Annotated in this window: 19 protein-coding genes and 1 riboswitch; of the genes, 8 read left to right on the forward strand and 11 right to left on the reverse strand. The window is 67.0% G+C overall.

Annotation, left to right across the window (positions count from 1 at the left end):
- Positions 1–55 precede the first annotated feature (55 nt).
- Entirely contained in the window at positions 56–970 is a 915-nt protein-coding gene (locus tag J2X06_RS04555; protein WP_430539540.1) for an Hsp33 family molecular chaperone HslO, read from the reverse strand.
- An 84-nt stretch (positions 971–1054) separates the two neighbouring features.
- On the opposite strand from J2X06_RS04555, the gene mtgA reads away from it, so the two are divergent.
- Positions 1055–1798, forward strand: coding sequence for a monofunctional biosynthetic peptidoglycan transglycosylase (gene mtgA / locus J2X06_RS04560; RefSeq protein WP_310058844.1), 744 nt, complete (start codon positions 1055–1057; stop codon positions 1796–1798).
- 42 nt (positions 1799–1840) lie between these two features.
- Here mtgA and J2X06_RS04565 read toward each other — a convergent pair whose 3' ends face one another.
- Complete coding sequence (locus tag J2X06_RS04565) at positions 1841–2359, reverse strand: ArsI/CadI family heavy metal resistance metalloenzyme (RefSeq protein ID WP_310058847.1); 519 nt, start codon at positions 2357–2359, stop codon at positions 1841–1843.
- 84 nt (positions 2360–2443) lie between these two features.
- Between J2X06_RS04565 and J2X06_RS04570 the strand changes: the two genes are divergently transcribed.
- Together J2X06_RS04570 and J2X06_RS04575 are read left to right on the forward strand one after the other, a co-directional pair.
- Positions 2444–3469 (forward strand): glycosyltransferase family 2 protein, encoded by a 1026-nt coding sequence (locus tag J2X06_RS04570; RefSeq protein WP_310058849.1) that lies wholly within the window; start codon positions 2444–2446, stop codon positions 3467–3469.
- The gene (locus tag J2X06_RS04575) at positions 3429–3860 is read left to right on the forward strand and encodes a CBS domain-containing protein (RefSeq protein WP_310058851.1); all 432 of its coding nucleotides are present in this window, start codon (positions 3429–3431) and stop codon (positions 3858–3860) included. Before J2X06_RS04570 ends, J2X06_RS04575 begins: the two co-directional genes overlap by 41 nt.
- Before the next feature lie 10 nt (positions 3861–3870).
- On the opposite strand, the gene J2X06_RS04580 is transcribed toward J2X06_RS04575, so the two are convergent.
- Positions 3871–5853 carry an AsmA family protein gene (locus J2X06_RS04580; protein ID WP_310058853.1) on the reverse strand — a complete coding sequence of 661 codons (1983 nt, stop codon included), beginning with the start codon at positions 5851–5853 and terminating at the stop codon, positions 3871–3873.
- Between the two features lie 115 nt (positions 5854–5968).
- The gene (gene trhA, locus J2X06_RS04585; RefSeq protein ID WP_310058855.1) at positions 5969–6604 is read right to left on the reverse strand and encodes a PAQR family membrane homeostasis protein TrhA; all 636 of its coding nucleotides are present in this window, start codon (positions 6602–6604) and stop codon (positions 5969–5971) included.
- A gap of 214 nt (positions 6605–6818) precedes the next feature.
- On the opposite strand from trhA, the gene J2X06_RS04590 reads away from it, so the two are divergent.
- Together J2X06_RS04590 and J2X06_RS04595 are read left to right on the forward strand one after the other, a co-directional pair.
- Positions 6819–7442 carry a sulfotransferase family 2 domain-containing protein gene (locus J2X06_RS04590; protein ID WP_310058857.1) on the forward strand — a complete coding sequence of 208 codons (624 nt, stop codon included), beginning with the start codon at positions 6819–6821 and terminating at the stop codon, positions 7440–7442.
- Between the two features lie 2 nt (positions 7443–7444).
- Entirely contained in the window at positions 7445–8083 is a 639-nt protein-coding gene (locus J2X06_RS04595) for an aspartyl/asparaginyl beta-hydroxylase domain-containing protein (protein ID WP_310058859.1), read from the forward strand.
- Positions 8084–8148: 65 nt separating this feature from the next.
- Here J2X06_RS04595 and J2X06_RS04600 read toward each other — a convergent pair whose 3' ends face one another.
- The 4 genes from J2X06_RS04600 to J2X06_RS04615 all read right to left on the reverse strand — a co-directional run bounded on the left by J2X06_RS04600 (position 8149) and on the right by J2X06_RS04615 (position 12368).
- Positions 8149–8412, reverse strand: a complete 264-nt coding sequence (locus J2X06_RS04600) for a hypothetical protein (RefSeq protein ID WP_310058862.1) — start codon at positions 8410–8412, stop codon at positions 8149–8151.
- An 81-nt stretch (positions 8413–8493) separates the two neighbouring features.
- On the reverse strand, positions 8494–10098 hold the full coding sequence (locus J2X06_RS04605; RefSeq protein WP_310058865.1) for a peptide chain release factor 3: 1605 nt from the start codon (positions 10096–10098) through the stop codon (positions 8494–8496).
- A gap of 166 nt (positions 10099–10264) precedes the next feature.
- The gene (locus J2X06_RS04610) at positions 10265–11206 is read right to left on the reverse strand and encodes a peptidoglycan DD-metalloendopeptidase family protein (protein WP_310058868.1); all 942 of its coding nucleotides are present in this window, start codon (positions 11204–11206) and stop codon (positions 10265–10267) included.
- A gap of 67 nt (positions 11207–11273) precedes the next feature.
- The gene (locus tag J2X06_RS04615) at positions 11274–12368 is read right to left on the reverse strand and encodes a phytase (RefSeq protein ID WP_310058870.1); all 1095 of its coding nucleotides are present in this window, start codon (positions 12366–12368) and stop codon (positions 11274–11276) included.
- A gap of 118 nt (positions 12369–12486) precedes the next feature.
- Positions 12487–12623: riboswitch (SAM riboswitch) on the forward strand.
- 76 nt (positions 12624–12699) lie between these two features.
- On the opposite strand from J2X06_RS04615, the gene metX reads away from it, so the two are divergent.
- The 3 genes from metX to J2X06_RS04630 are packed head-to-tail and all read left to right on the forward strand — an operon-like array spanning position 12700 to position 16039.
- Entirely contained in the window at positions 12700–13761 is a 1062-nt protein-coding gene (gene metX, locus J2X06_RS04620; RefSeq protein ID WP_310058872.1) for a homoserine O-succinyltransferase MetX, read from the forward strand.
- On the forward strand, positions 13758–14948 hold the full coding sequence (locus J2X06_RS04625; RefSeq protein ID WP_310058874.1) for an O-succinylhomoserine (thiol)-lyase: 1191 nt from the start codon (positions 13758–13760) through the stop codon (positions 14946–14948). The genes metX and J2X06_RS04625 overlap by 4 nt, the downstream gene beginning before the upstream one ends.
- Before the next feature lie 26 nt (positions 14949–14974).
- Positions 14975–16039 (forward strand): homoserine dehydrogenase, encoded by a 1065-nt coding sequence (locus tag J2X06_RS04630; RefSeq protein WP_310058877.1) that lies wholly within the window; start codon positions 14975–14977, stop codon positions 16037–16039.
- A gap of 46 nt (positions 16040–16085) precedes the next feature.
- On the opposite strand, the gene J2X06_RS04635 is transcribed toward J2X06_RS04630, so the two are convergent.
- From J2X06_RS04635 to J2X06_RS04645, 3 genes are read right to left on the reverse strand one after another with little or no spacing between them, the layout of a single operon-like run.
- Positions 16086–17354: a cytochrome c gene (locus J2X06_RS04635; protein WP_310058880.1), complete on the reverse strand. Its 1269-nt coding sequence runs from the start codon at positions 17352–17354 to the stop codon at positions 16086–16088.
- Positions 17351–17917 carry a (2Fe-2S)-binding protein gene (locus J2X06_RS04640; RefSeq protein ID WP_310058883.1) on the reverse strand — a complete coding sequence of 189 codons (567 nt, stop codon included), beginning with the start codon at positions 17915–17917 and terminating at the stop codon, positions 17351–17353. Before J2X06_RS04640 ends, J2X06_RS04635 begins: the two co-directional genes overlap by 4 nt.
- Positions 17914–20784 carry a xanthine dehydrogenase family protein molybdopterin-binding subunit gene (locus J2X06_RS04645; protein ID WP_310058885.1) on the reverse strand — a complete coding sequence of 957 codons (2871 nt, stop codon included), beginning with the start codon at positions 20782–20784 and terminating at the stop codon, positions 17914–17916. The genes J2X06_RS04640 and J2X06_RS04645 overlap by 4 nt, the downstream gene beginning before the upstream one ends.
- Positions 20785–20857 lie beyond the last annotated feature (73 nt).

The raw sequence follows: 20857 nt of genomic DNA on the forward strand, positions 1-20857 counted from the left end.
GGCCCGAATTATAGGCGATTTATACTTCTTTAACAATCTGAGCGACCGTTACCCCCTACTGGACCCGGTCTGGAGCGTCCAGCTCGACCGAGGCCTTGGCGAACAGTGTGGCGATCTGGCGCTCATCAAACCGATACGTCTGTCCGCAAAACTCGCAACGCACCCTGGCCTCACCATCGGCCACGGCGGCGACCGCCTCGACCTCGCCCAAGGACACCAGCATCGCCTCCACCCGCCCCTGGGAGCAGGAGCAGGCAAAGCTCAGGGGCTTGTTTCCCAGCACTGAAACCCCGTCTTCGTGGAAAAGGCGGGTCAGCAGGGCATCGGATCGGACTTCCAGCAGCTCCTGGGGGGAAAGGGTGTCGAACAGAGCTCCGGCGCGGACCCAGCCGTCCTCGTCGCCCTCGTCGCCGGGCAGCTTCTGCAGCATCAGGCCGGCCGCCTGCCGTTCGTCGGCGGCCAGCAGCAGGCGCGTGGGCAGCTGTTCGGACTGCCGGAAGTAGTCTTCGAACGCACCGGCCAGGGAATCCGACTCCAGCGCGACCAGGCCCTGGTATCGCGTCGGGTCGCGACCGTTGGCGGTTGGCGGGTTCTCGATCGTGATGGCCAACACCGCGCTCGGCCCAAGGTCGCGCAGGTCGCGCGTCACCTCGCCTTCTTCCGCCAGTTGGGCGATACCGCGCAGGGTGCCGGCGGCGGTGCATTCGGCGAAGAGAGTGCGCAGTGCGCCATCGCCCCGCAGTTGCACGGACAGCCGCCCGTCGATCTTGGCGTGGCCGGTGAACAGCGCAGCGGCCGCCGTGGCCTCGCCAAGCAATTCAGCCGCGGCCTGGGGGTACTCGGCGCGTTCGCGGATCTGGTGCCAGGTGTCCTGCAGGTGCACGCGCACACCACGAACACCGGCGGTCTCGATCAGGAATCGGGTGAGTTGGTCGCGGTCGTCGGCGTGGGAGGCGGTCGGGTCGGTCATAGTCGTACTCATGCGGCTGCCGCGCGGCATCGCGGATAATGCGCGCGTCGATGTGAAGGGGGTTCTACCGGAGATGGGGATGCCATGCACCAAGGGCAAGCAGTGAGCGAGTCCGCGTCCGCGACCAGAAAACCACGTCGCTGGTGGCGCTGGCTGCTGGCCCTGCCGTTGCTGTTTGTCGCGGCGAGCGTGCTGCAGGTAGCCGCGCTGCGCTTCATCGATCCGCCGTTCAGCGCCTTCATGGTGTCGCGACAACTGGAGGCGTGGGGCGAGGGCGACTGGGGCTTCCGCATCGCCTACGACTGGCGTGACCTGGACGAGATCTCGACCAACGTGCCGGTGGCGCTGGTGGCCTCGGAAGACCAGAACTTCGCCGAGCATTTCGGCTTCGACCTGAAGGCGATCGAGAAGGCGCGCAAGGCCAACGAACGCGGACGCAAGATCCGCGGCGGCAGCACCATCAGCCAGCAGACCGCGAAGAATCTTTTCCTGTGGAGCGGTCGCAGCTGGATTCGCAAGGGCATCGAGGCCTGGTACACGCTGCTGCTCGAAGCGATGTGGCCGAAGCACCGCATCATCGAGGTGTACGCCAACATCGCCGAGTTTGGCGATGGCGTATACGGGGCGCAGGCCGCGGCGCGCACGTACTTCCGCAAGGATGCAAGCCGCCTCGGCGCCGCCGAGGCGGCGCGCATGGCCGCCGTCCTTCCGAGCCCGCGCCGCTACAGCATCGTCCGCCCCGGCCCCTATGTGCAGCGACGCAGCAAAGCGATCCAGAGGCAGATGCGCTACATCGGCGGCAACGGCTACCTGAAGCAGATCGACTGAAGTGCCCGCGCCCGCTGGCGGCAGGCACCCCGTTTTATCGCTTCAGCAGCAGCCTGAGGCTGGCGAGCAGGCATTGCCGGACCGTACGCGCGGCTTGGCCGCGCTATCGGTGATCTCCGGTGCGGCGGGGCCGCAGCAGGTATCTGTCGGCACCTCGGCGCCGGGCGCGTAATAGCTCGTCGCTTCGCCGTGGGTGTGGAAGGCCTCCCAGCGCACGCCTTGCGGATCTTCGGCCCAGAACTTGTCCGAACGCGCGTAGCAGCACGTGGTTCCACTCTCGGCTAGTGCGATCGAATCGGCGGCCTGCAGACGGGCGCCGACGGCGGAGAGCGCCTGCGCGTCGCCGGCCTGCAGGCCCAGGTGCGCAATTCCCGATTCGCCGGCCTTGCCGGTGGAGATGGCGAAGTTCACGCGCGGATCCTCCAGCAGCCACTTCGCGTAGTCCGGCTTGAGTACCGCCGGCGGCACTCCGAACAACTGCGTGTAGAAGGCGATATTGGCGTCGAGATCGGCCACATGCATATGCACGTGGAAGCGGTTGAGTATGTCGGTCGTGGTCACGTCGAGCTCCCTTGTTGTGTATTCCATATTTCCAGAAATATGGAAATATGTCAACGAAAGGGGGCCGGCCGCTACTATTCAGCGATGACCTGCGATCGCCTCACTGTCGTCATCTCTGCCTACAACGAGGCCGAAAGCCTGCCGCTGCTGCAGCCGCGTATCGCCGCCGTGCTGGATGCGCTGGCCGCTGACGGCGTGGATGGCGGGGTGTTGTACGTCGACGACGGGAGCAGCGACGCCACCTGGGAAGTCATGCAGCGGTTGGCGGCCGCCGATGGGCGCATTGGCCTGCTGCGGTTGTCGCGCAATTTCGGCAAGGAACTGGCGCTGACGGCGGGCCTGGACCGGATCGACGAAGGCGCCGCGCTGATCCTCGACGCCGACGGGCAGGATCCGCCGGAGCTCATACCTCAGTTCGTCGCCAAGTGGCGCGAAGGCTTCGACGATGTGCATGGCACGCGCCTGGAGCGGGAAGGCGAGGGGTGGATCAAGCGCAGTACCGCGCATGCGTTCTATCGGGTGATCGGACGACTGTCGAAGACGCCTATCCCCGCCGATACGGGCGATTTCCGGCTGCTGTCGCCACGCTCGCTGGCGGCGCTGCGCCAGCTGCGCGAGCGTCATCGTTTCATGAAGGGGCTGTTCGGCTGGGTGGGATTCAATCGCGTTGCGATCGCCTACCACCGCGAGCCGCGCGCGGCCGGTCGCAGCAAGTTCAATTTCTGGCGGTTGTGGAACCTCGCGCTGGAGGGGATCACCAGCTTCTCCACGGCGCCTTTGCGCCTTGCCACGTATATGGGCCTGGTGACGGCGCTCATCGCATTCGCCTATGGCTTGTGGGTGATCGTCAAGGCGCTGTTCTGGGGCGACGCCGTGGCCGGCTGGCCGACGATGATGGCGGTCATCCTGTTCCTTGGCGGCATCCAGCTGATCGCACTGGGCCTGATCGGCGAATACCTGGGCCGCCTTTACGAGGAGTCCAAGCAGCGCCCGCTGTATCTCGTCGACACCTGGATACCGGCGGCAGGAGTATCCTCGGCCCGAAACCCGCTTGCAGAAGGAGATGGCCATGCGCACCGTGCGTCAACTGCTCGAAGCGAAAGCGCCTGAGATCTACGCGATCGGCCCCGATTCGGCGGTCATCGACGCGATCCGGTTGATGGCGGACAAACGCATCGGCGCATTGCTGGTACTCGATGGCGGACGCTTGGTCGGCATCGTTTCCGAGCGCGATTACGCACGCAAGGTGGTCCTGCAGGGCCGTTCCTCGGCCGACACGCCGGTGCGCACGATCATGACGACCGATGTCGTCACCGTGGGACTGAGCGACAGCGCCGAGTATTGCATGCAGATCGTCACCGAACGCCGCTTCCGCCACCTGCCGGTGGTGCACAACGACGAAGTGCTCGGCGTGGTGTCGATCGGTGACCTGGTCAAGGCGGTGATCGAGGACCAGCAACTCGAACTCGACCAGTTGCAGACCTACATCCGCCACGCATAAGCGGCTGGCGTTACATCGCGTAATGGCCGCCGCACGAGGCATCCTCGCCGGGGCCCAGTTCCAGCGTCGCCAGCAGCGCGGCCGGCGGCGCGATCGACGCCAGCGTCAGAGCGATGCCCCCACGCAGGCCCAGCCGGCCGACATCCGGATGCAACTGTGGATGCTTGAACGTCCCATCCAGTTCCAGCGGCGTGCGGAAGGCCAGCAGGCTGCGGTCCTTCGGCCGCGGTTTGATGGTGAGATCGAGCGATTCGTCGCGCAGGTTGATCGTCCCCGATCCGACCAGGATCGTGTCGGTGGTATCGAAGGCGAGGGCGCGCGTGGTCATCATGCCGTTGTCGATGGCGAAATCGCCGAAGGCGCAGCGCAGCGGGATCATGCGGTCGCCGCCGAGCTTGAACTTGATGATCTCGGCCAGGTCGATTCCCGCCATTTCCATCAGCAGGTTGCTGATCCGGCCACGGCCGATGCCCAGCAGCGCATGGCCGTCGCTGCTGCCCAGAATCTTGGCGACCGAGTTGCCCTCGCCGCTGATCGACACCTTGCCGCCCAGATGGCCGATGGCGTTGTTGGCGAGCTTCACCTGCGGCAGCAGCTTGGACAGGTCCAGCCCGCGCGCGCTGGCGTCGGCCCGCGTCTTGATTGTCGAGGCGCGCGCATCCATGTGGACGATCGAGCGCACCGTGCCGCCAGCGACGCCGAAGTCGAGCGGATCCAGTCGCAGCACGCCATTTTCCAGCAGCAGGTGTGCGTCCATGTCGTCCAGCGGGAGCCTGGGCGCATTGATGCGACTGGCGCGCAGGCGCACGTCGGCGTCCATGGCGCGTAGCCTCTCCAGTTCGTAGGGCTTGTCCGGCAGCACGCGACCGCTCGCCTGCGAGCGAGCGGCTTGGGCGGCGAGTTCGGGGTTGCTGGTCTCGCCCTTGCCCGTCTGCGGGGCGCCTCCGACGAAGCCGGCCAGATCGTCAATGTCCAGTTGTTTCGAACGCAGGTCGGCACGGAAGTAGGGACGCGCGCCGCTCGTGTCGATGCTGGCGTCGCCGGCCATGTCGCTGTCGCCGACGCGGCCGGCGAACTTGCGGTAATACCACTGCTCGCCGTTGCGGCTGAAGCGGCCGTCGAGCTTGTAGGGCGGGGTAGGCGGGATGGCGATGCCGGTCAGCGGATACAGGTCTGCCAGGTCGCGGCCCGAGAGCGTCATCCGCAGGTCGAACACGTTCAGGCGCAGCGGGTCGTTGAGGATGCCGCGCGCGTGCGCTTGCGTTGCTCCGGCCGATCCGCGCAGGTCGATCTGGTAAGGCGCATCTCCCTCGCGCAGCGCGAGCGGCGATTGCGCGGTGCCCGTCACGATGAAAGCGTTGCCCTTCCAGCGGCCGCCGCCGGAAACCGCGATGGGAGCATCAGTAAGGGCATCAGCGCGGGCGGCATCGGCGTTGCTCGCGACCTTCACCTGCAAGTCGCTGCGCTGCCGGCTGTCGATGAAGCGCACGTGGCCGTCATCGACCCACAGTCGCCTCACGTCGGCGGCGCGCCCCGGCTCACCGAAGACCCAGTTGCCGGGGCCTCCCTTCGGGTCCGCCTCCAGCAGCAGTCGTGGCCGCGTCAGTTGGAGTTCGTAGACGCGCATCCGGCCGAGCAGCAGGGAGCCCAGTGCAACGCGCAGCCGCGCGCGTTCGGCACTTGCCATCGTGGGCTGCTTCGACCACGCCGCATTGCCGAATCGCACGTCATAGAGGGTGATGACAGGTGTGCGGCCAAGGTCGACGTCCATTTGTCCGGCGATTTCGAAGGCGCGGCCCGTGCGCGCCTCCACCAGCCGTTCCACCGGTCCTCGAAACCAGTTCCAGTCCCAGATCGCGATCAGCACCGCCAGTCCCAGCGCGATCAAACCCAGAGCGCTGAGCCAGGGATGACGTTCCGACCAGATGCGCGAGTCGGCATGACGTCGCCTTTTCTCCGGGCCGGGATACCCGTTGTCTTGCCGCGAGCCCATCTCGCCGCCTTGCCGCCTGACATGACGCTACCTTCGTCAGAAGGGGGTCAAGTGACAGTGAATTCGGCGTAGGTCGCGGCGTCGGCGGTTCAGCTAGGCACGCGCCGGCATGCGTTCATGTCGGCAGCGACGGCGTATAGATCACCTGTGCCATCACCGCCACGTAATGGCAGACGCTGCCACCCAACACGAACAGGTGCCATATCGCATGGGAATACGGCAGGGATGGCCGGTGATAGAAGACCGTGCCGAGCGTGTAGAACGCGCCACCGGCAAACATCCAGCCCAGCGTCCAGCCATCCAGTGCTCCCAGCAGCGGCTTGATGGCGACGATGACCAGCCATCCCATGGCGATGTAGATCCCCGTCGACAGCAGCTTGAAGCGCCCGGTGTAGAACAGCTTGAACACCACACCGGCCAACGCCAGGGACCAGATCGCCGCAAACAGGCTCCAGCCCCAGGGGCCGCGCAGGCCGATCAGGGTGAATGGCGTGTAGGTGCCGGCGATCAGCAGGTAGATGGCGCAGTGGTCGAATACCTTCAGGCGTCCTTTCACCACCGGGTGCTGGACGGCGTGGTACAGCGTGGAAGCCAGGTACAGCAGCAGCAGGCTGGTGCCGAAAACGATCGCGCTGGCGAGTTGCCAACCGTCGCCGTATAGCGCCGCCAGCGTGATCAATACTGCGCCGCCGGCGAGCGCGGCGGTGGCGCCTAGGCCGTGCGTGAGGGCATTGGCGAACTCCTCGCGCATGGAATGTGCTGGCGCGAGGGCGACGGAGGGCTGGGAGCGATGTGTGGCGGGCATAGGGCAGCATCGTAGCGCGCCGTGGAGCAATTGCTTGGGTGGCCCCCCGTTCATCGCGCTCCGCGAAGGCGCTGCATCCGGCGTGGACGTGTCCTTCAGACAGAGCCGGTAGCCACTATCATTCGGCGTCCACCCGAAACGACCCGGCTGCCGGGCCACCATGATCATTTCCCACCAGCACCGCTTCGTTTTCGCCGCGATTCCCAAAACAGGCACCCACTCGGTCCGCCAGGCGCTGCGCGAGCACCTCAGCGCCGACGACCTCGAGCAGGTCGGCCTGTTCGTGAACAAGCGCTTCCCGTTCGAGGAACTGGCCGCGATCAAGCACGGCCATATCAGCCTGGAACAGATCCGGCCGTTCCTCGGCGAGCAGGCATTCGCCGACTACTTCAAGTTCGCGTTCGTCCGTAATCCGTTCGACCGCTTCGTTTCCTATTGCGCGTTCATGACGCGTGCGGATGGCGCGTTCCTCAAGAATCCCCAGCATGTGATGCGCCATATCCTGTTCCAGGCGCGGCCGCTGCAACACGTGCTGTTCCAGCCGCAGCACACCTTCGTCACCGACGCGCAGGGCCGGTTGCTGGCCGACCGGATCGGGCGGGTCGAGGATATGCAGTCTTCCTACGACGCCATCTGCGAGCGCATCGGCATCCCCACCGCGTCGCTGGGGCAGGTCAACAGTTCGCGCCGCGGCAGCTACCGGGACTACTATGACCAGGCCCTGATCGACGGCGTGGCGGATTTCTACCAGCGCGACCTCGAATTGTTCGGATACGAGTTTTGAAGATGCCTTCCCCTGCCGCCATCCAGCCCAATCCGCGCAAGACCACCAGCGTCCGCCGGCTCGGGCGTGTCGACATAGCACGGCTGCGCGAAGCGGTGCTGGCGATCCCCGAATCGATGTGGGATGCCGAGAACGCCGACAAGCCCAACCGCTTCGAGGCGCTCGATCGGACGCGCCACATCGTGTTCCGCTTCGTCAGCAACTTCCACGACTGGCGGGATTCCTACGACCGGCCGCTGTGGGCGCAATGGCACACGCTGCTGGAGCCGGTGCTCGCGCAGGCAGTGGCGCCCTACGGCTACGCCCGTGGCGTATTCCCGCGCGTGATGCTGGCGAGGATGGCGCCGGGCGGAGTGATCAAGCCGCACCGTGACGCCAACCCTGCGGCAAAGTGGCCGCACAAGATCCACGTGCCGCTGCTGACCAACGAGCAGGTGACGTTCTTCGTCGACGGCGTCGGTTACCACTTCGAAGAGGGCGAGGCCGCGGAAGTCAGCAACATGGCCGTGCACGCGGTGGAAAACAACGGTTCGAGCGACCGCATCCACCTGATCTTCGAGTATTTCGATCCCGACCAGCCCGAGCCGGAATGGCTGGCGTCGGTGATCGACTCGGCGCGGGCGCGCGCCGTCGCCCGCTGAGGAAAGCGCTCCGACGCATCGGACGATGCGCCGGGCGCGCGCGGCACGTCACTTACCGGCAGTGCTTACTGCGGCATCGCCTCGGCGGCGGCCTGCATCGCCTGCATCTGTTCGACATAGCTGCCATAGCCCATGAAGAACATCGCGATGCCGACCACGCTGAGCAGCAGCGGAATCTTGTTCTCGGCGAAATTCAGCACGCCGTAGATCTGCGCGACGAACGGCACCAACAGCGAACCCAGGCCCCACAACACGCCGCTGGAGCGGAACGCGTTGACGACCAGCCACAGGCCGCCCACGGTGGACAGCAAAGCTCCCAACCAGAACATGGTGATCTCCCCTCGATGGTGGATGCCGGGATCCCCATCCCGGTCTCGGGATCCTAGCCCATTCAGGGAGTTTTTGTGACGTCAGTCAAAAGCCGCCGCGTGGGCATGCTCGCGGGTGGCGAGGAACTGCACGTCCGGGGCGCGCTCCTGCGCCAACTGAAGGTTGACGCGGGTCGGCGCCAGGTAGACCAGTTCGCCGGCGGCGTCGAGCGCCAGGTTCATGGCGTTCTTGTCGCGGAACTCCTCCAGCTTCTTCTCGTTGCCGCAGCGGATCCAGCGCGCCGTGGCGACGCTGACCTGCTCGAAGCTCGCATCCACGCCGTATTCGTCCTTCAGGCGATAGGCCACCACGTCGAACTGCAGCACGCCGACCGCGCCCAGGATCAGGTCGTTGCTCATCAGCGGGCGGAAGAACTGGGTCGCGCCTTCCTCCGACAACTGCGCCAGGCCCTTCTGCAACTGCTTGAGCTTGAGCGGATCTCGCAGGCGCGCACGGCGGAACAACTCAGGCGCGAAGTTGGGGATGCCGGTGAAGCTCAGCGCCTCGCCTTCGGTGAAGCTGTCGCCGATGGAGATGGTGCCGTGGTTGTGGATGCCGATGACGTCGCCCGGCCAGGCGTTCTCGGCGATCTCGCGGTCGGACGCCATGAAGGTCAGCGCGTTGGCGAGTTTGACCTCCTTGCCGCTGCGCACGTGGAAGGCCTTCATGCCGGCGCTGAACTGGCCCGAGCAGATGCGCATGAACGCCACGCGGTCGCGGTGCTGCGGGTCCATGTTGGCCTGGATCTTGAACACGAAGCCGGTGAGCTTGGGCTCGTAGGCGCCGACCTCGCGCGAGGTGGTCTCGCGCGGCTTGGGCGCCGGCGCGTGCTCGACGAAGAAGTCCAGCAGCAACTGCACGCCGAAGTTGTTGACCGCCGAGCCGAAGAACACGGGAGTCTGCAGGCCGGCCAGGTACCTGGCCGGATCGAACGGATGCGAGGCGCCTTCGACCAGTTCCAGTTCGTCGCGCAGTTCGGCCAGCATCTGCTCGCCGATGCGCTCGGCCAGGGCCGGGTCGTCGATCGAGGAGAAAATGGTGGAGTCCTGACGGGTGAAGTTGCGGCCCTGCTCGTACAGGTGCACTTCGCCGGTGATCAGGTGATACACGCCTTTCAGACGCGAGCCCATGCCGATCGGCCAGGTGATCGGTGCGCACTGGATGCCGAGCACGCTTTCCACTTCGTCCAGCAGATCGATCGGGTTCTTGCCCTCGCGGTCGAGCTTGTTGATGAACGTCATGATCGGCGTGTCGCGCAGGCGGCAAACCTCCATCAGCTTGATGGTGCGTTCCTCGACGCCCTTGGCCACGTCGATGACCATCAGCGCCGAGTCGACCGCAGTCAGCACGCGATAGGTGTCCTCGCCGAAGTCGGCGTGGCCGGGTGTGTCGAGCAGGTTGACGATGCAGTCTTCGTAAGGGAACTGCATCACCGAGGATGTGACCGAGATGCCGCGCTCCTTTTCCAGCGCCATCCAGTCGGATGTCGCGTGGCGGGCGGCCTTGCGGCCCTTGACGGAGCCGGCCATCTGGATGGCGCCGCCGAACAGCAGCAGTTTTTCGGTCAGCGTGGTCTTGCCGGCGTCGGGGTGCGAAATGATCGCGAACGTGCGACGGCGGGCGGCTTCGAGGGAAACGTCGGACATGGCTACGGCGCGCGCGGGCGCGTCGGGTAAGCGAGGGAGGTCGGCATTATACGGGCTGCCACGGGTGACTGCCCGAGCCGGGAAGGGCAGGTCAGGAGGCCTCAGTCCGGGCCTTGGCAGCAAATTCGCCGCTTATTCGGCATCCGGGCCGGGGCTTGGCCCAATCCTAGGGCGCACCACTGGCGATGCGCAGCGGGCCCGCCGGTCCACGCATGCGGAAGGGGATCGACTCCAGCCGCATGCCGCGGTTCACCTGCACGGCGAAGTGCAGGTGCGGGCCCGTGGTGAAACCGGTGTTGCCCGACAGCCCGATCTGCTGGCCCCCGCGCACCCGTTGGCCGACCCGGACCAGCACGCCCTCGGTGCGCAGATGCGCATACAGGGCCATCGTCCCGTCGTCGTGGAGGATGCGGACGAAGTTGGCGCGCCCACCGTAGCGTTCGCGATTGAGGCCGGCCTTGTCGAAGTCGGATTCGACCTGCATCACCACGCCCTCGCGTGCGGCCAGCACCGGCGTACCTTCGTCGGCGGCGAAGTCCACCGCGTAGCGGTTCTGCGTGTCGGTGTGGCTGAACTGGCCGCCGTAGCCCTGGTCGATGCGGAAATCGGGTTGGCTCAGGGGAAGCACGTACTCGACGTCGCCAGGCCGGGCATTGGGGTCGCCGGGCAGGCTGTCCATCCGCAACTCGAAATCGCCGCCGCGTCCGGGGTCGGCTGCCGTGAGCACGGCGACGAGCGCGCTGCTGCGTGGCTTCACGGTCGCGCGCGCCGGCAGCGGCGGATCGCCGACGATGTTGTTGGTGCTGGCGAAACTGAGCATCACTTCGATCGGCCCGGCCAGGGTGTTGTCGGCGTATGCCAGGTACCGGCCTTCGTCGCTTTCCACGCGCAGGCGCGCGATCGCGCTGGGTTCGACCTGAACACGGATCTCCTTGACCGACCCCGCACGCACCGCGTCGGAATGCTGCCCGCCGGGCGCGCTGTCGCCGTAGTGGGTGACGCCGTTGCGGTCGGTCCAGCGGTAGATCTTGGCGGCGTCCGCCACCGCCACGCTGCCGGCCAGGGCCAGCAGGCCCATTGCGATCGAGATGTTGCGGGGCGTGCTCATCGGGGCGGTCGTCGGTTGGGGGCGACATCGCCCGCGTCGGGCGCAGACCGACGCGGACGCCCTTAGCCTACTGCGTGCAGTCCTGTTCTAGCGAGAGGGTTTTGGCGACATCGCGCAGGTCGAAGGCGGTGACCGACTTGTCGTCGTGCACCGCGAACAGCGCACCGCCCGGGAAGCTCGGCGTCGCGGCAGCATGCAGCGCCACGCCATCGGTGTGCGCCGTCACCTTGCCCTCGAAGCTGCCGCGCGGTTGCAGCGTGACGCGGTCGAAGAGATGGAAGATCGTCAGCGGCGCCAGCTGGTCGACGGCGATCCAGTAACCGCCGCCGCCCGGGCAGGTCCACAGCGCCACGCCTTCGGCCTCGGCGCCGAAGCTGTCCTGCGGCAGGCTGCGCCCGGTGTACTTTCCGCTGAAGGTGTATTCGCGCAGCGTGGACAGGTGGCGACGGTCCTCGTCCGCGATCAGCAGGCGGTCGTTGACCGGGTCGCCTCCGATTGATTCGACCATGCGCAGCGCGGTGTCTTCATTGACGTCGCCGAACGAGCCGCCGTAGTTCGCGCGCAAGCGCCCGGCCTGGTCGAACTGCACGCGGTAACGGCGCACGCGCTGGTTCAACTCGGCGAACGGCGGCACCTCGTCGAACTTCTTGCCGTACATGAAACTGTCGGTGATGTAGGCCTCCAGCTCGCCCGGCTCGGTTTCGGTCAGCCAGATCCCGTAAGGGCTGCGCAGTTCCTTCTCGCCGAAGCTGCCGACCGGTTTGAAGTCGGGCAGGGACAGCACCTGCACGCGATGGTTGTCGCGCTCGACCACGAACAACTGGTCGCCGTACACGGCCAGGCCGTTGGGACGATCGAATTCGCCGGGCGACGCGCCCTCCTTGCCGACCTCACGCAGGCGTTCGCCGCTGTCGGCATCGAACACCACCAGGCGATGGGTCGACTTGGCCGAGGCAATGAGCCAGGTGCGGCCGTCTTCGGTCGGCCAGGTCGCCAGCGAGTCCAGTTCGTCCTGGGGGGTTTCGGCCGAGACGTAGCGCTCGGCAACGGTATTCACGGCGGGTGCCGCCTGTGTGCTCGGCGGCGCGGTGGTGGGGCGGGGTGCGGTGGTGCAGGCGGTCAGCAGGGTCGCCGCGAAGGCGATCGAAAAGAGCTTGGTCATCAGCGAAGTTTATTCGTGATTTATGAACACGTGCGAGGCCCGGGACGGTTCTTATGACAAATCGCTCTATGCGGATAAAGCGATTGACAAGAGCGGGAAGCCGCTGGCAGACTGCGTCCATCCATCGAGACCGGCAGAGGGACAGGCCCTTTGAAGCCGGGGCAACCCAACCCAGTGGAGCAACTGCTCCCGGGTGAAGGTGCCAATTCCTGCGACGGGTTCGCCTCCCAAGGCGCGCCGGTCCAAAGATGGTTGCGTTGTGCACCCCTCCTCCACGGGGTGCGCTCGGCGACTCGCAGGCTCGATGGCCCCTCCATTCCGGATGCACGCCATGAGTCTTGCCCCCGCTTCTGCCGCCCACGAACACGCCACCGTCGATCGCTCCGACGCCCCGCACGTGCTGGCACACGCCACTGCGCCCACGCCCATTGCCGATGCGGTGCAGGGCGAGTGCATCGTCGAACTCGAACTGCGCCACGCCGGCCGTCGCCGTGTCGGGCTGCGATACGAAATCCACGGCGATCGCGCGCTGCCGGCCGTATTCGTCGCCGGCGGCATCTCGGCGCATCGGCATGTCGCGTCCAGCCGGGCGTTTGCACAGGACGGCTGGTGGCAGGAGCAGGCTGGTCCGGGACGCGCACTTGATCCCCGCCAGCATTGCCTGGTCGCCTTCGACTGGCTGGGTGCGGAAGGCGACCTCGACGCGCCGATCGATCCGGCCGATCAGGCCGATGCCATCGCCGCGCTGCTCGATGCGATCGGCATCGCACACCTGCAGGCCTTCGTCGGTTGCTCCTACGGCGCCATGGTCGGCCTGCAGTTCGCCGCGCGGCACGGCTCGCGACTTGGGCAACTGGTCGCCATCAGCGGCGTGCATCGCGCGCATCCGTATGCCAGCGCCTGGCGCGCGCTGCAGCGTCGTGCCGTCGCGCTCGGCGCCCTGCAATGCGACGAGACCCACGGCCTATCGCTGGCGCGGCAGTTGGCCATCCTGAGCTACCGCACGCCCGAGGAATTCGCCGAACGCTTTGACGCCGCCCACGTCAGTGACGGCCGCGTGCGTGTCGGCGCCGAGGATTACCTGGATCACTGCGGCGCGAAGTATGTCGAGCGCACCTCGCCCACCGCGTACCTGCGCCTGTCCGAATCGATCGACCTGCAGTGCGTGGATCCCAGCGTGATCCGCCTGCCGGTGACGGTGGTGGCCGTGGCCGAGGACCGGCTGGTACCGCTGTCGGATGCCTACGAACTGGTCGAACGCCTGCGCGGTGAGACTCGTCTGCGCGTGCTGCGTTCGTTGTACGGCCACGACGCCTTCCTCAAGGAGGAGGCCGCTGTCGCCGCGGTTCTGCGCGAGGCGTTGGATGACGTCGAACTGGAGGTGGCCGCATGAGCATCCGCAACCGCTGTACCGCCGCCGTGCGCGCGGGCATCGACTCGGACACGGCTTACGGCGCAGTCACGCCGCCGATCGTGCTGTCATCCAATTTCAGCTTCGCCGGCTTCAACGAAAAGCGGAAGTACGACTACACCCGCAGCGGAAATCCCACGCGCGACCTGCTCGCCGAAGCCCTGGCCGAGCTCGAAGGCGGCGCCGGCGCGGTCATCACCGCCACCGGCATGGGCGCGATCACGCTGCTGCTGCACGCGCTGCTCAAGCCCGGCGACCGGCTGGTGGTGCCGCACGACGGCTACGGTGGCAGCTGGCGCCTGTTCAATGCGTTGGCGAAGAAGGGCGCGTTCGAACTGATCACCGCGGACCTGACCGATCCGCGCTCGCTCACCGATGCGCTCGCGGCCGGCCCGGCTGTGGTGTGGATCGAAACGCCGTCCAACCCGCTGCTGCGTGTCACCGACCTTCGCTTCGTCATCGAATCGGCGCAGGCACAGGGCGCGTTGACGGTGGTCGACAACACCTTCCTGTCGCCGGCGCTGCAGCAGCCGATCGCGTTCGGCGCGGACTTCGTCCTCCATTCGACGACCAAGTACATCAACGGCCACAGCGACGTGGTCGGCGGCGCCGTGATCGCCCGCGACGCCGGGCAGCACGAGCAACTGGTGTGGTGGGCCAACGCGCTCGGTCTGACCGGTTCGCCGTTCGACAGCTTCCTCACGCTGCGCGGCCTGCGCACGCTGGACGCGCGCCTGCGCGTGCACCAGGAGAACACCCACGCGCTGGCGGCGCTGCTCGACGCGCATCCCGCGGTGCGCACCGTGCACTACCCGGGGCTGGAATCGCATCCGGGCCACGCGCTGGCGGCACGGCAGCAGGACGGATTCGGCGCGATGCTCAGCGTCGAGATCGAAGGTGGCGAGCCGGCGGTACGTGCCTTCCTCGATGGCCTGCAATGCTTCACCCTGGCCGAGTCGCTCGGCGGCGTGGAAAGCCTCGTCGCGCATCCGGCGACGATGACCCACGCGGCGATGTCGCCCGAAGCCCGGGAAGCGGCCGGCATCGGCGATGGCCTGCTGCGTCTTTCGGTCGGTATTGAGCATGTCGACGACCTGCTGGCCGACATCGAGGCCGCGCTGGAGCGCGCCGAGCATGCGGTGATCGCGGTCGAACGGGCGAAACGGTGAGCCGGGCCGCCGCAGCCGCTTTGGGAGTGGCCCCGTTTGCCGAGCCGGCTGCCGCGCGGGTGGCGTTGCTCGGCACCGGAACGGTAGGCAGCGCCGTACTCGAGCGCCTGGCGTCGTGGCGGGGTTCGCCGTTTGCGGAGAAGATCTCGCTGGTGCACGTGGCCAACACGCGGCAGTCCGCGAGCGACCGCTCCGGCCTGGCACCTGCGGAAGCCCTGCACCGCCTGACGCTGGCGCCGCAGCGAAGTTCGCTCGAGGCCGTCGAAGCAGCGCTCGCCGGCGAAGGCGCGCGCATCGTCATCGACGCCACGGCCAGCGAATCGGTGGCGGAGCGCCACGCGCACTGGCTCGCGCGCGGTATCCATGTCGCCACCGCCTGCAAGATCGGGCAAGGCACATCGCTGTCGCGCTGGCGCGCGATCCGCGCCGCCGGCGCGGCCGGTGACGTGGGCTACGGAGACAGCGCCACGGTCGGCGCCGGGCTGCCGCTGCTGCGCTCGCTGCGCGAACTCCAGACGGGCGGCGATCGCATCCACGCCATCGCCGGCGTGTTGTCGGGTTCGTTGGCGTGGTTGTTCAATCATTACAACGGCATGCGCCCGTTCTCGGCCCTGGTGCGGCAGGCACGCGATGCGGGCTACACCGAACCGGATCCAAGGGACGACCTGTCGGGCGAGGACGTGCGCAGGAAGCTGCTGATCCTGGCGCGGACGGCTGGCGTCGAACTGGAAGCCGACGAAGTCGAGGTGACGTCGCTGGTGCCGCCGGAGCTGGCGATCCTGTCGCGCGATTCGCTGGATGCGGCCTTGCCGGCATTGGATATGCCGCTGCGTGAGCGTTACGCCGAGGCTTACAAGCGCGGCGAGAAACTGCGCTTCATCGCCCGCCTGCAGGATGGCCGCGCGCGTGTCGGGCTGGAATCGCTGCCACACGACCACCCGCTCGCCGGCGGTGCCGGCACCGACAACCGCGTCGCGATCTGGTCCGACCGCTATCGCACGCAGCCGCTGGTGATCCAGGGGCCGGGGGCGGGCGCGGAGGTGACGGCGGCGGGGTTGCTCGATGATGTGCTGCGGCTGAGCACTCGTTGAAAGGAACAGGAGGGGGTCAGCGAGGCGATGCCTTTCCTGGTGGGAGTCAATGCCCTGTCGAACCTCTGCGCAGGTCGCGCACGAGCGCCGCATCCACCGCGCTGCCCTGCACTCCGTAACGGGCACGCAGCCAGGTGGACAAGGCCGCCACGTCGGCATCGCTGAGATCCTGTGCGAAACCCGGCATGTCCTGCATCCGCGCCAGCCCCGGGAAGTCGTGCTCCGGCAGGCCGTCGAGGATCGCCACGACCAGGTTGTGCGGATCGGCATCGCGCAGGCTGCTGTTGCCGCGCAGCCTCACCGCCACGTTGGGCACGCCTTCGCCGTCGCGGCCGTGGCAGCCCGAGCACAGATCGAGGTAATGGCGACGACCCGGATCCGGACCTTGCGCGCCGGATGCAGTGTGGGCTTGCGCCATCAGCGGCTTGTCGCCGAGCAGGTACGTGGTCATGTCCGCCACGTCCGGCGCACTCAATCGGCTCGTGGACAGGCTGACCACCTTCAGCATTTCGTCCGATGCGACCGCATGCGACGTGATGCCGGTAGCCAGGTAATTGCGCATCGACGCCGCGTCCCAGCCGCGTGCCGAGAGGCCAGCCGGCGTGATGTCGGGCGCGGCGAAGCGGCCCAATTTGCTGTTGCCGGCCAGGGGGCGGTCACGATCGACCTGGCCGAACGTTCCGCGCGGGCTGTGGCATTCGCCGCAATGGCCCAACGTGTCCACCAGGTAACGGCCGCGTTGCCAGGACGGCGTCGCGCCCTGCGACGCGGGATGCGCCTGCGCACCGGCGAACAGCATGTTCCAAAGGTGGATGCCGCTGCGGATGTTGAACGGGAAGTGCACGCCGTTGCGCAGGTTGCGTTGCCGCACCGGCGGCTGGTTCATCAGGTAGGCATAGATCGCATCGCTGTCTTCGCGCTGCATCGTCCGGTAGGACACATACGGCATCGCCGGATACAACTGGTGGCCGTCGCGCGCTTCACCGCGAGTGAGCGCGTGGAAAAAGTCGTCGGCGGTGTAGCGGCCGATGCCGGTGTCCGGATCGGGCGTGATGTTGGTGCCGTGGATCGTGCCGAACGGTGTATGCAGCGGCACGCCGCCGGCGAAAGGCGCCCCGCCGTCCGCCGTGTGGCAGGCGGTGCAGTCGGCCGCTTCGGCCAGATAGCGTCCCTTTGACAACTGCTCCGCCGTGGCGGCGACACGCTGCGCCGGACCGCGACTGGACCACCAGCGCGACAGCCACGCGACCAGCAGCGCCACCAGCACGATGAGCACCAGCCAGGCGAGGATGCGCTTCCAGCCGGTGCGGGTCATGGCGTGCGCTCCCCGTCGCGCACCAGGCCCGGTGTCTTGAGTACGAGCTCCTTCACCGCCTGGTAATAACGGACATAACCGGTGCAGCGGCACAGGTGCGGCGCCAGGGCTTCGCTGATGGTGGCTTCCACCTGCTGCCGCTCGACAGGGGTTTTCTGCAGCCGCTCGATCAACACGGTCGCGGCGTTGACGAAGCCAGGCGTGCAGTAACCGCACTGGAAACTGAAGTGATCCAGGAAGGCCTGCTGCACCGGGGACAGTTCGGTGATGGCGCCGCTCGCGTCAAGCTTTGCATGTCCTTCCACGGTACGGATGCGCTTGCCGTCGAAGTAATGCGCGCCGGTGATGCAACTGCGCACTTCGCGTGGACCCTGCTCGTCGTCGACGATCACCGTGCAGGCCCGGCACACGCCCTGGCCGCAGCCGAAGCGAGTGCCGGTCAGGCCGAGGTATTCGTGCAGCACGTCGACCAGCATCATGTCTTCCGGGATGTCCACCGGCCCGTGGCTGCGGCCGTTGATGTGCAGCGTCAGCGATCCGGTACGCGCGGGTGTCGTACTCATGCCGGCTGTTCCTTGTCGGTCGTGGATGGCGCAGGCTCGATGCGGCCGGTGGCCAGCGCCACGCGCACCTTCTCCGCCGTCACCGGGAGTTCGCGGAAGCGCAAGCCGGTGGCGTGCGCGATGGCGTTCACTATGGCGGGCACCACCGCGATCATCACCACCTCGGCCATGCCCTTGGGCGGATCGGTGTCCGACATCGCGGGTAAGACTTCGCCGGTCTGTTTCCAGACCGCGACATCCTTTGCCAAGGGCAGCGTGTAGCGGTTGAAGTTCCAGGTGCCGTTGCCCGGGCCGTCCTCATACAGCGGGAGGTATTCGTGCAGCGCGTGCCCGATGCCCATCGCCAGGCCGCCCTGCAGTTGGCCGGATACGAGCTCAGGCACGATCGGATTGCCGCATTCGAGTACCGAATGATGATTGAGCAGTTCGATCTCGCCGCTGCCGGTATCGACCGCGACCTCGGCGATCGTGCCGATCGCGCTGTAATAGACCACGCCCGCATTGTTGCGCTGAGCGTCGGGATAGTGAGCCCGGGTGCGTTCGATCATGCGGTAGCCATTCTCAGTCGGCGTGCCCTTGCCCTGGACCTCTCCGTCGCCCCAGCGCAACGCGATGCCGTCCAACGGCAACCGCGCGTCCTCGCCATCGAGCGGGAACTCCGCTTCGGCCCATTGCCAGCGATTGAAGGTGTGCACGACCGCGCCGGTCGCCAGACCCAGTTCGAAGGCCTTGGCCGCCAGTTGCTCCAGCGGCAACGGCGTCAGTCCGCCGGCGGTGAGCTTGCCGGCCATCCAGCGCGCCTGTTCGCGCCGCACCGACAATGGCGACAGTTGGCCACCACCAAAGCCCTGGCCCCAGATCGCCAGGGCCGCGGGCCACAGTCCCTGGGTGAACAACAGGCGCGCCGCCTCGCGCGTCGCATGCCCGAAGAAATACGCCGAGTTGCTGGCGCTGCTGGGGCTGACGTAGTTCGGAGTCCAGCGTGGATTGCCGATGTTGCGGTCCTGCTCGGCCTGCTGCATCAGCCACGGATCGCCGGTGGCGAACATCGGCAATTCAGGCCATTGGGTCTCGCCGGTCCGGATTTCGTCGGCCGGGCGGCCGAGCCAGGGCACGCACAACGCGGACTGGCTGGTCGCCATCCCGGTGCCCATGTCGATGCCGATGTGGCGTAGAAGCACCTTGCCTTCGCGCGATAGGGATACTTCGGCGAATGCCGCTTCCGCACCGGTGCCGAAATCCTTCTGCACGCAGCCGAAACCCACGCCGTAGCGCTTGCCCGGATGCGCGGCCTCGTATTCGTGCTTGCGCTGTGCGCGCTGCTGCCACAGCGGGTGTGCGCGGCATCTGGCCAGCACCTCGTCGGCCCGCTGCGCGCCACCCGGAATCGCGCCCTGCGTGTTCTTCATTCCCGACTTGAACACGTTGCGCTGGCGCAGCTCGATCGGGTCCAGCTTGAGTTCGGCGGCGACCTCGTCGACCAGCATCTCGGTCGCGCCCATGCTCTGCAGCGTGCCGTAGCCGCGCGCCGAGCCGGCATCGAGCGCACGCGATGCGATGACCGTGCTGGCCAGGTCGCTACGAGGAAAATAGTAGATCGACTGCGCCGCCGTGGCGGCCACCAGGCATACCGACGGCGAAAAGTTCTGCCGCCCGCCGCCGTCGCCGAGCATCGTGCCCTGGAAGATCCCGAACTTGCCGCTGTCGCGGTCCACCGCGAGGCGATAGCGGATGCGGAAGCTGTGGCGCTTCAGGCTCGACTGGAACTGCTCGTAGCGATCGTTGGCCAGCCGCACCGGACGGCCGTCGCCGTACAGCCCCGCCATCAACGCGTAGAACGGAAACGCGTTGTGATCCTTCGAGCCGTAGCCGACGGTGTAGCACGGGTGAAGCACCAGTCGTTTCACGCCCAGCGCGCTGGCGGCGAGCATGCGGGCGCCGTCTTCGGCCACTTCCTGCGGCGATTGCGTGGCCGTGACCAGGTGCATCGTGGCGTTGGCGGCGTCGAACCATCCATTGCCGTTGTCCAGTTCGAAGGCCGCCGTGTCGATGGATTGCGAAAAGTACTCGCGCTCCAGCACCAGCGTGTCGGCGCCGGGCGTATCCAATGCCGAAGCCATCGCCTCGGCGTGGGCCATCCCCTTCGCGTCGATCGCACCAGTGGCGTCGCTCTGCGGCCATTGCGGGAGATTCTTGCGGTAACCCGCCGGGAACAGCGGCGTGTCCTTCAGGCTCGAATAGGTGTCGTCATCGAAGGGCGTTGCGCCGCCCACGCGCACGTAACGGAAGCTCGCCCATGGCGGGCGCTCCAGTGGCCCGGTCTGCGCGCCCCAGCGGATCAGGTCGTCTCGGAATTTCAGTGCCGTCTTGGCCGCGCGAAAGCGGGCGAAGTCGTGCCACACCAGCAGTGCAACGGCCTGGCCCAGGTAGGCCGGCGTCTTGCCCTCCGGCAGCAGCATGTCCTCGCCATAGAACGCAGGGAATGCCACGCCGTCGCGCTGCAGGTCGGCGGCGGTGACGATGCGGTCGGCTTTGAGCGCGTCGCCAAGCAGCGAGAGATCGAAGCCGGCATAGACGCGATCGGCCTGCGCGACCCGCAGCAGCATCGCGTGTGCCTGCTCGCGGGGCCAGCCGGGCAGGTCGCGGCTGCGCATGTCGTAGCTGAAGATCTTCTCGCCGGTGACCTTGGCCGTGGCATCGGTGCGGTAGCGGATGTGGCCGGTGGCTGCATCCCACGGCAGCGGACGCTGCCGTTCACGCTCGAACAGGGCCGCCAGCGCCGCACTGCCGGGTGCCGCGATGTAGACCGTGATGCCGGCCACGACGCTGCATTTGAGGAAGTCGCGACGACTCAAGCGGGCAGGCATGGGCGAGGCTCCGGCTGGCCTGGCCCGATAGTAACCACAGAACGCGAAAGCCGATGTTGCCGCCCGCCCCCGA

The sequence above is a fragment of the Lysobacter niastensis genome (assembly GCF_031457115.1).
Lineage (GTDB): Bacteria > Pseudomonadota > Gammaproteobacteria > Xanthomonadales > Xanthomonadaceae > Lysobacter_J > Lysobacter_J niastensis_A.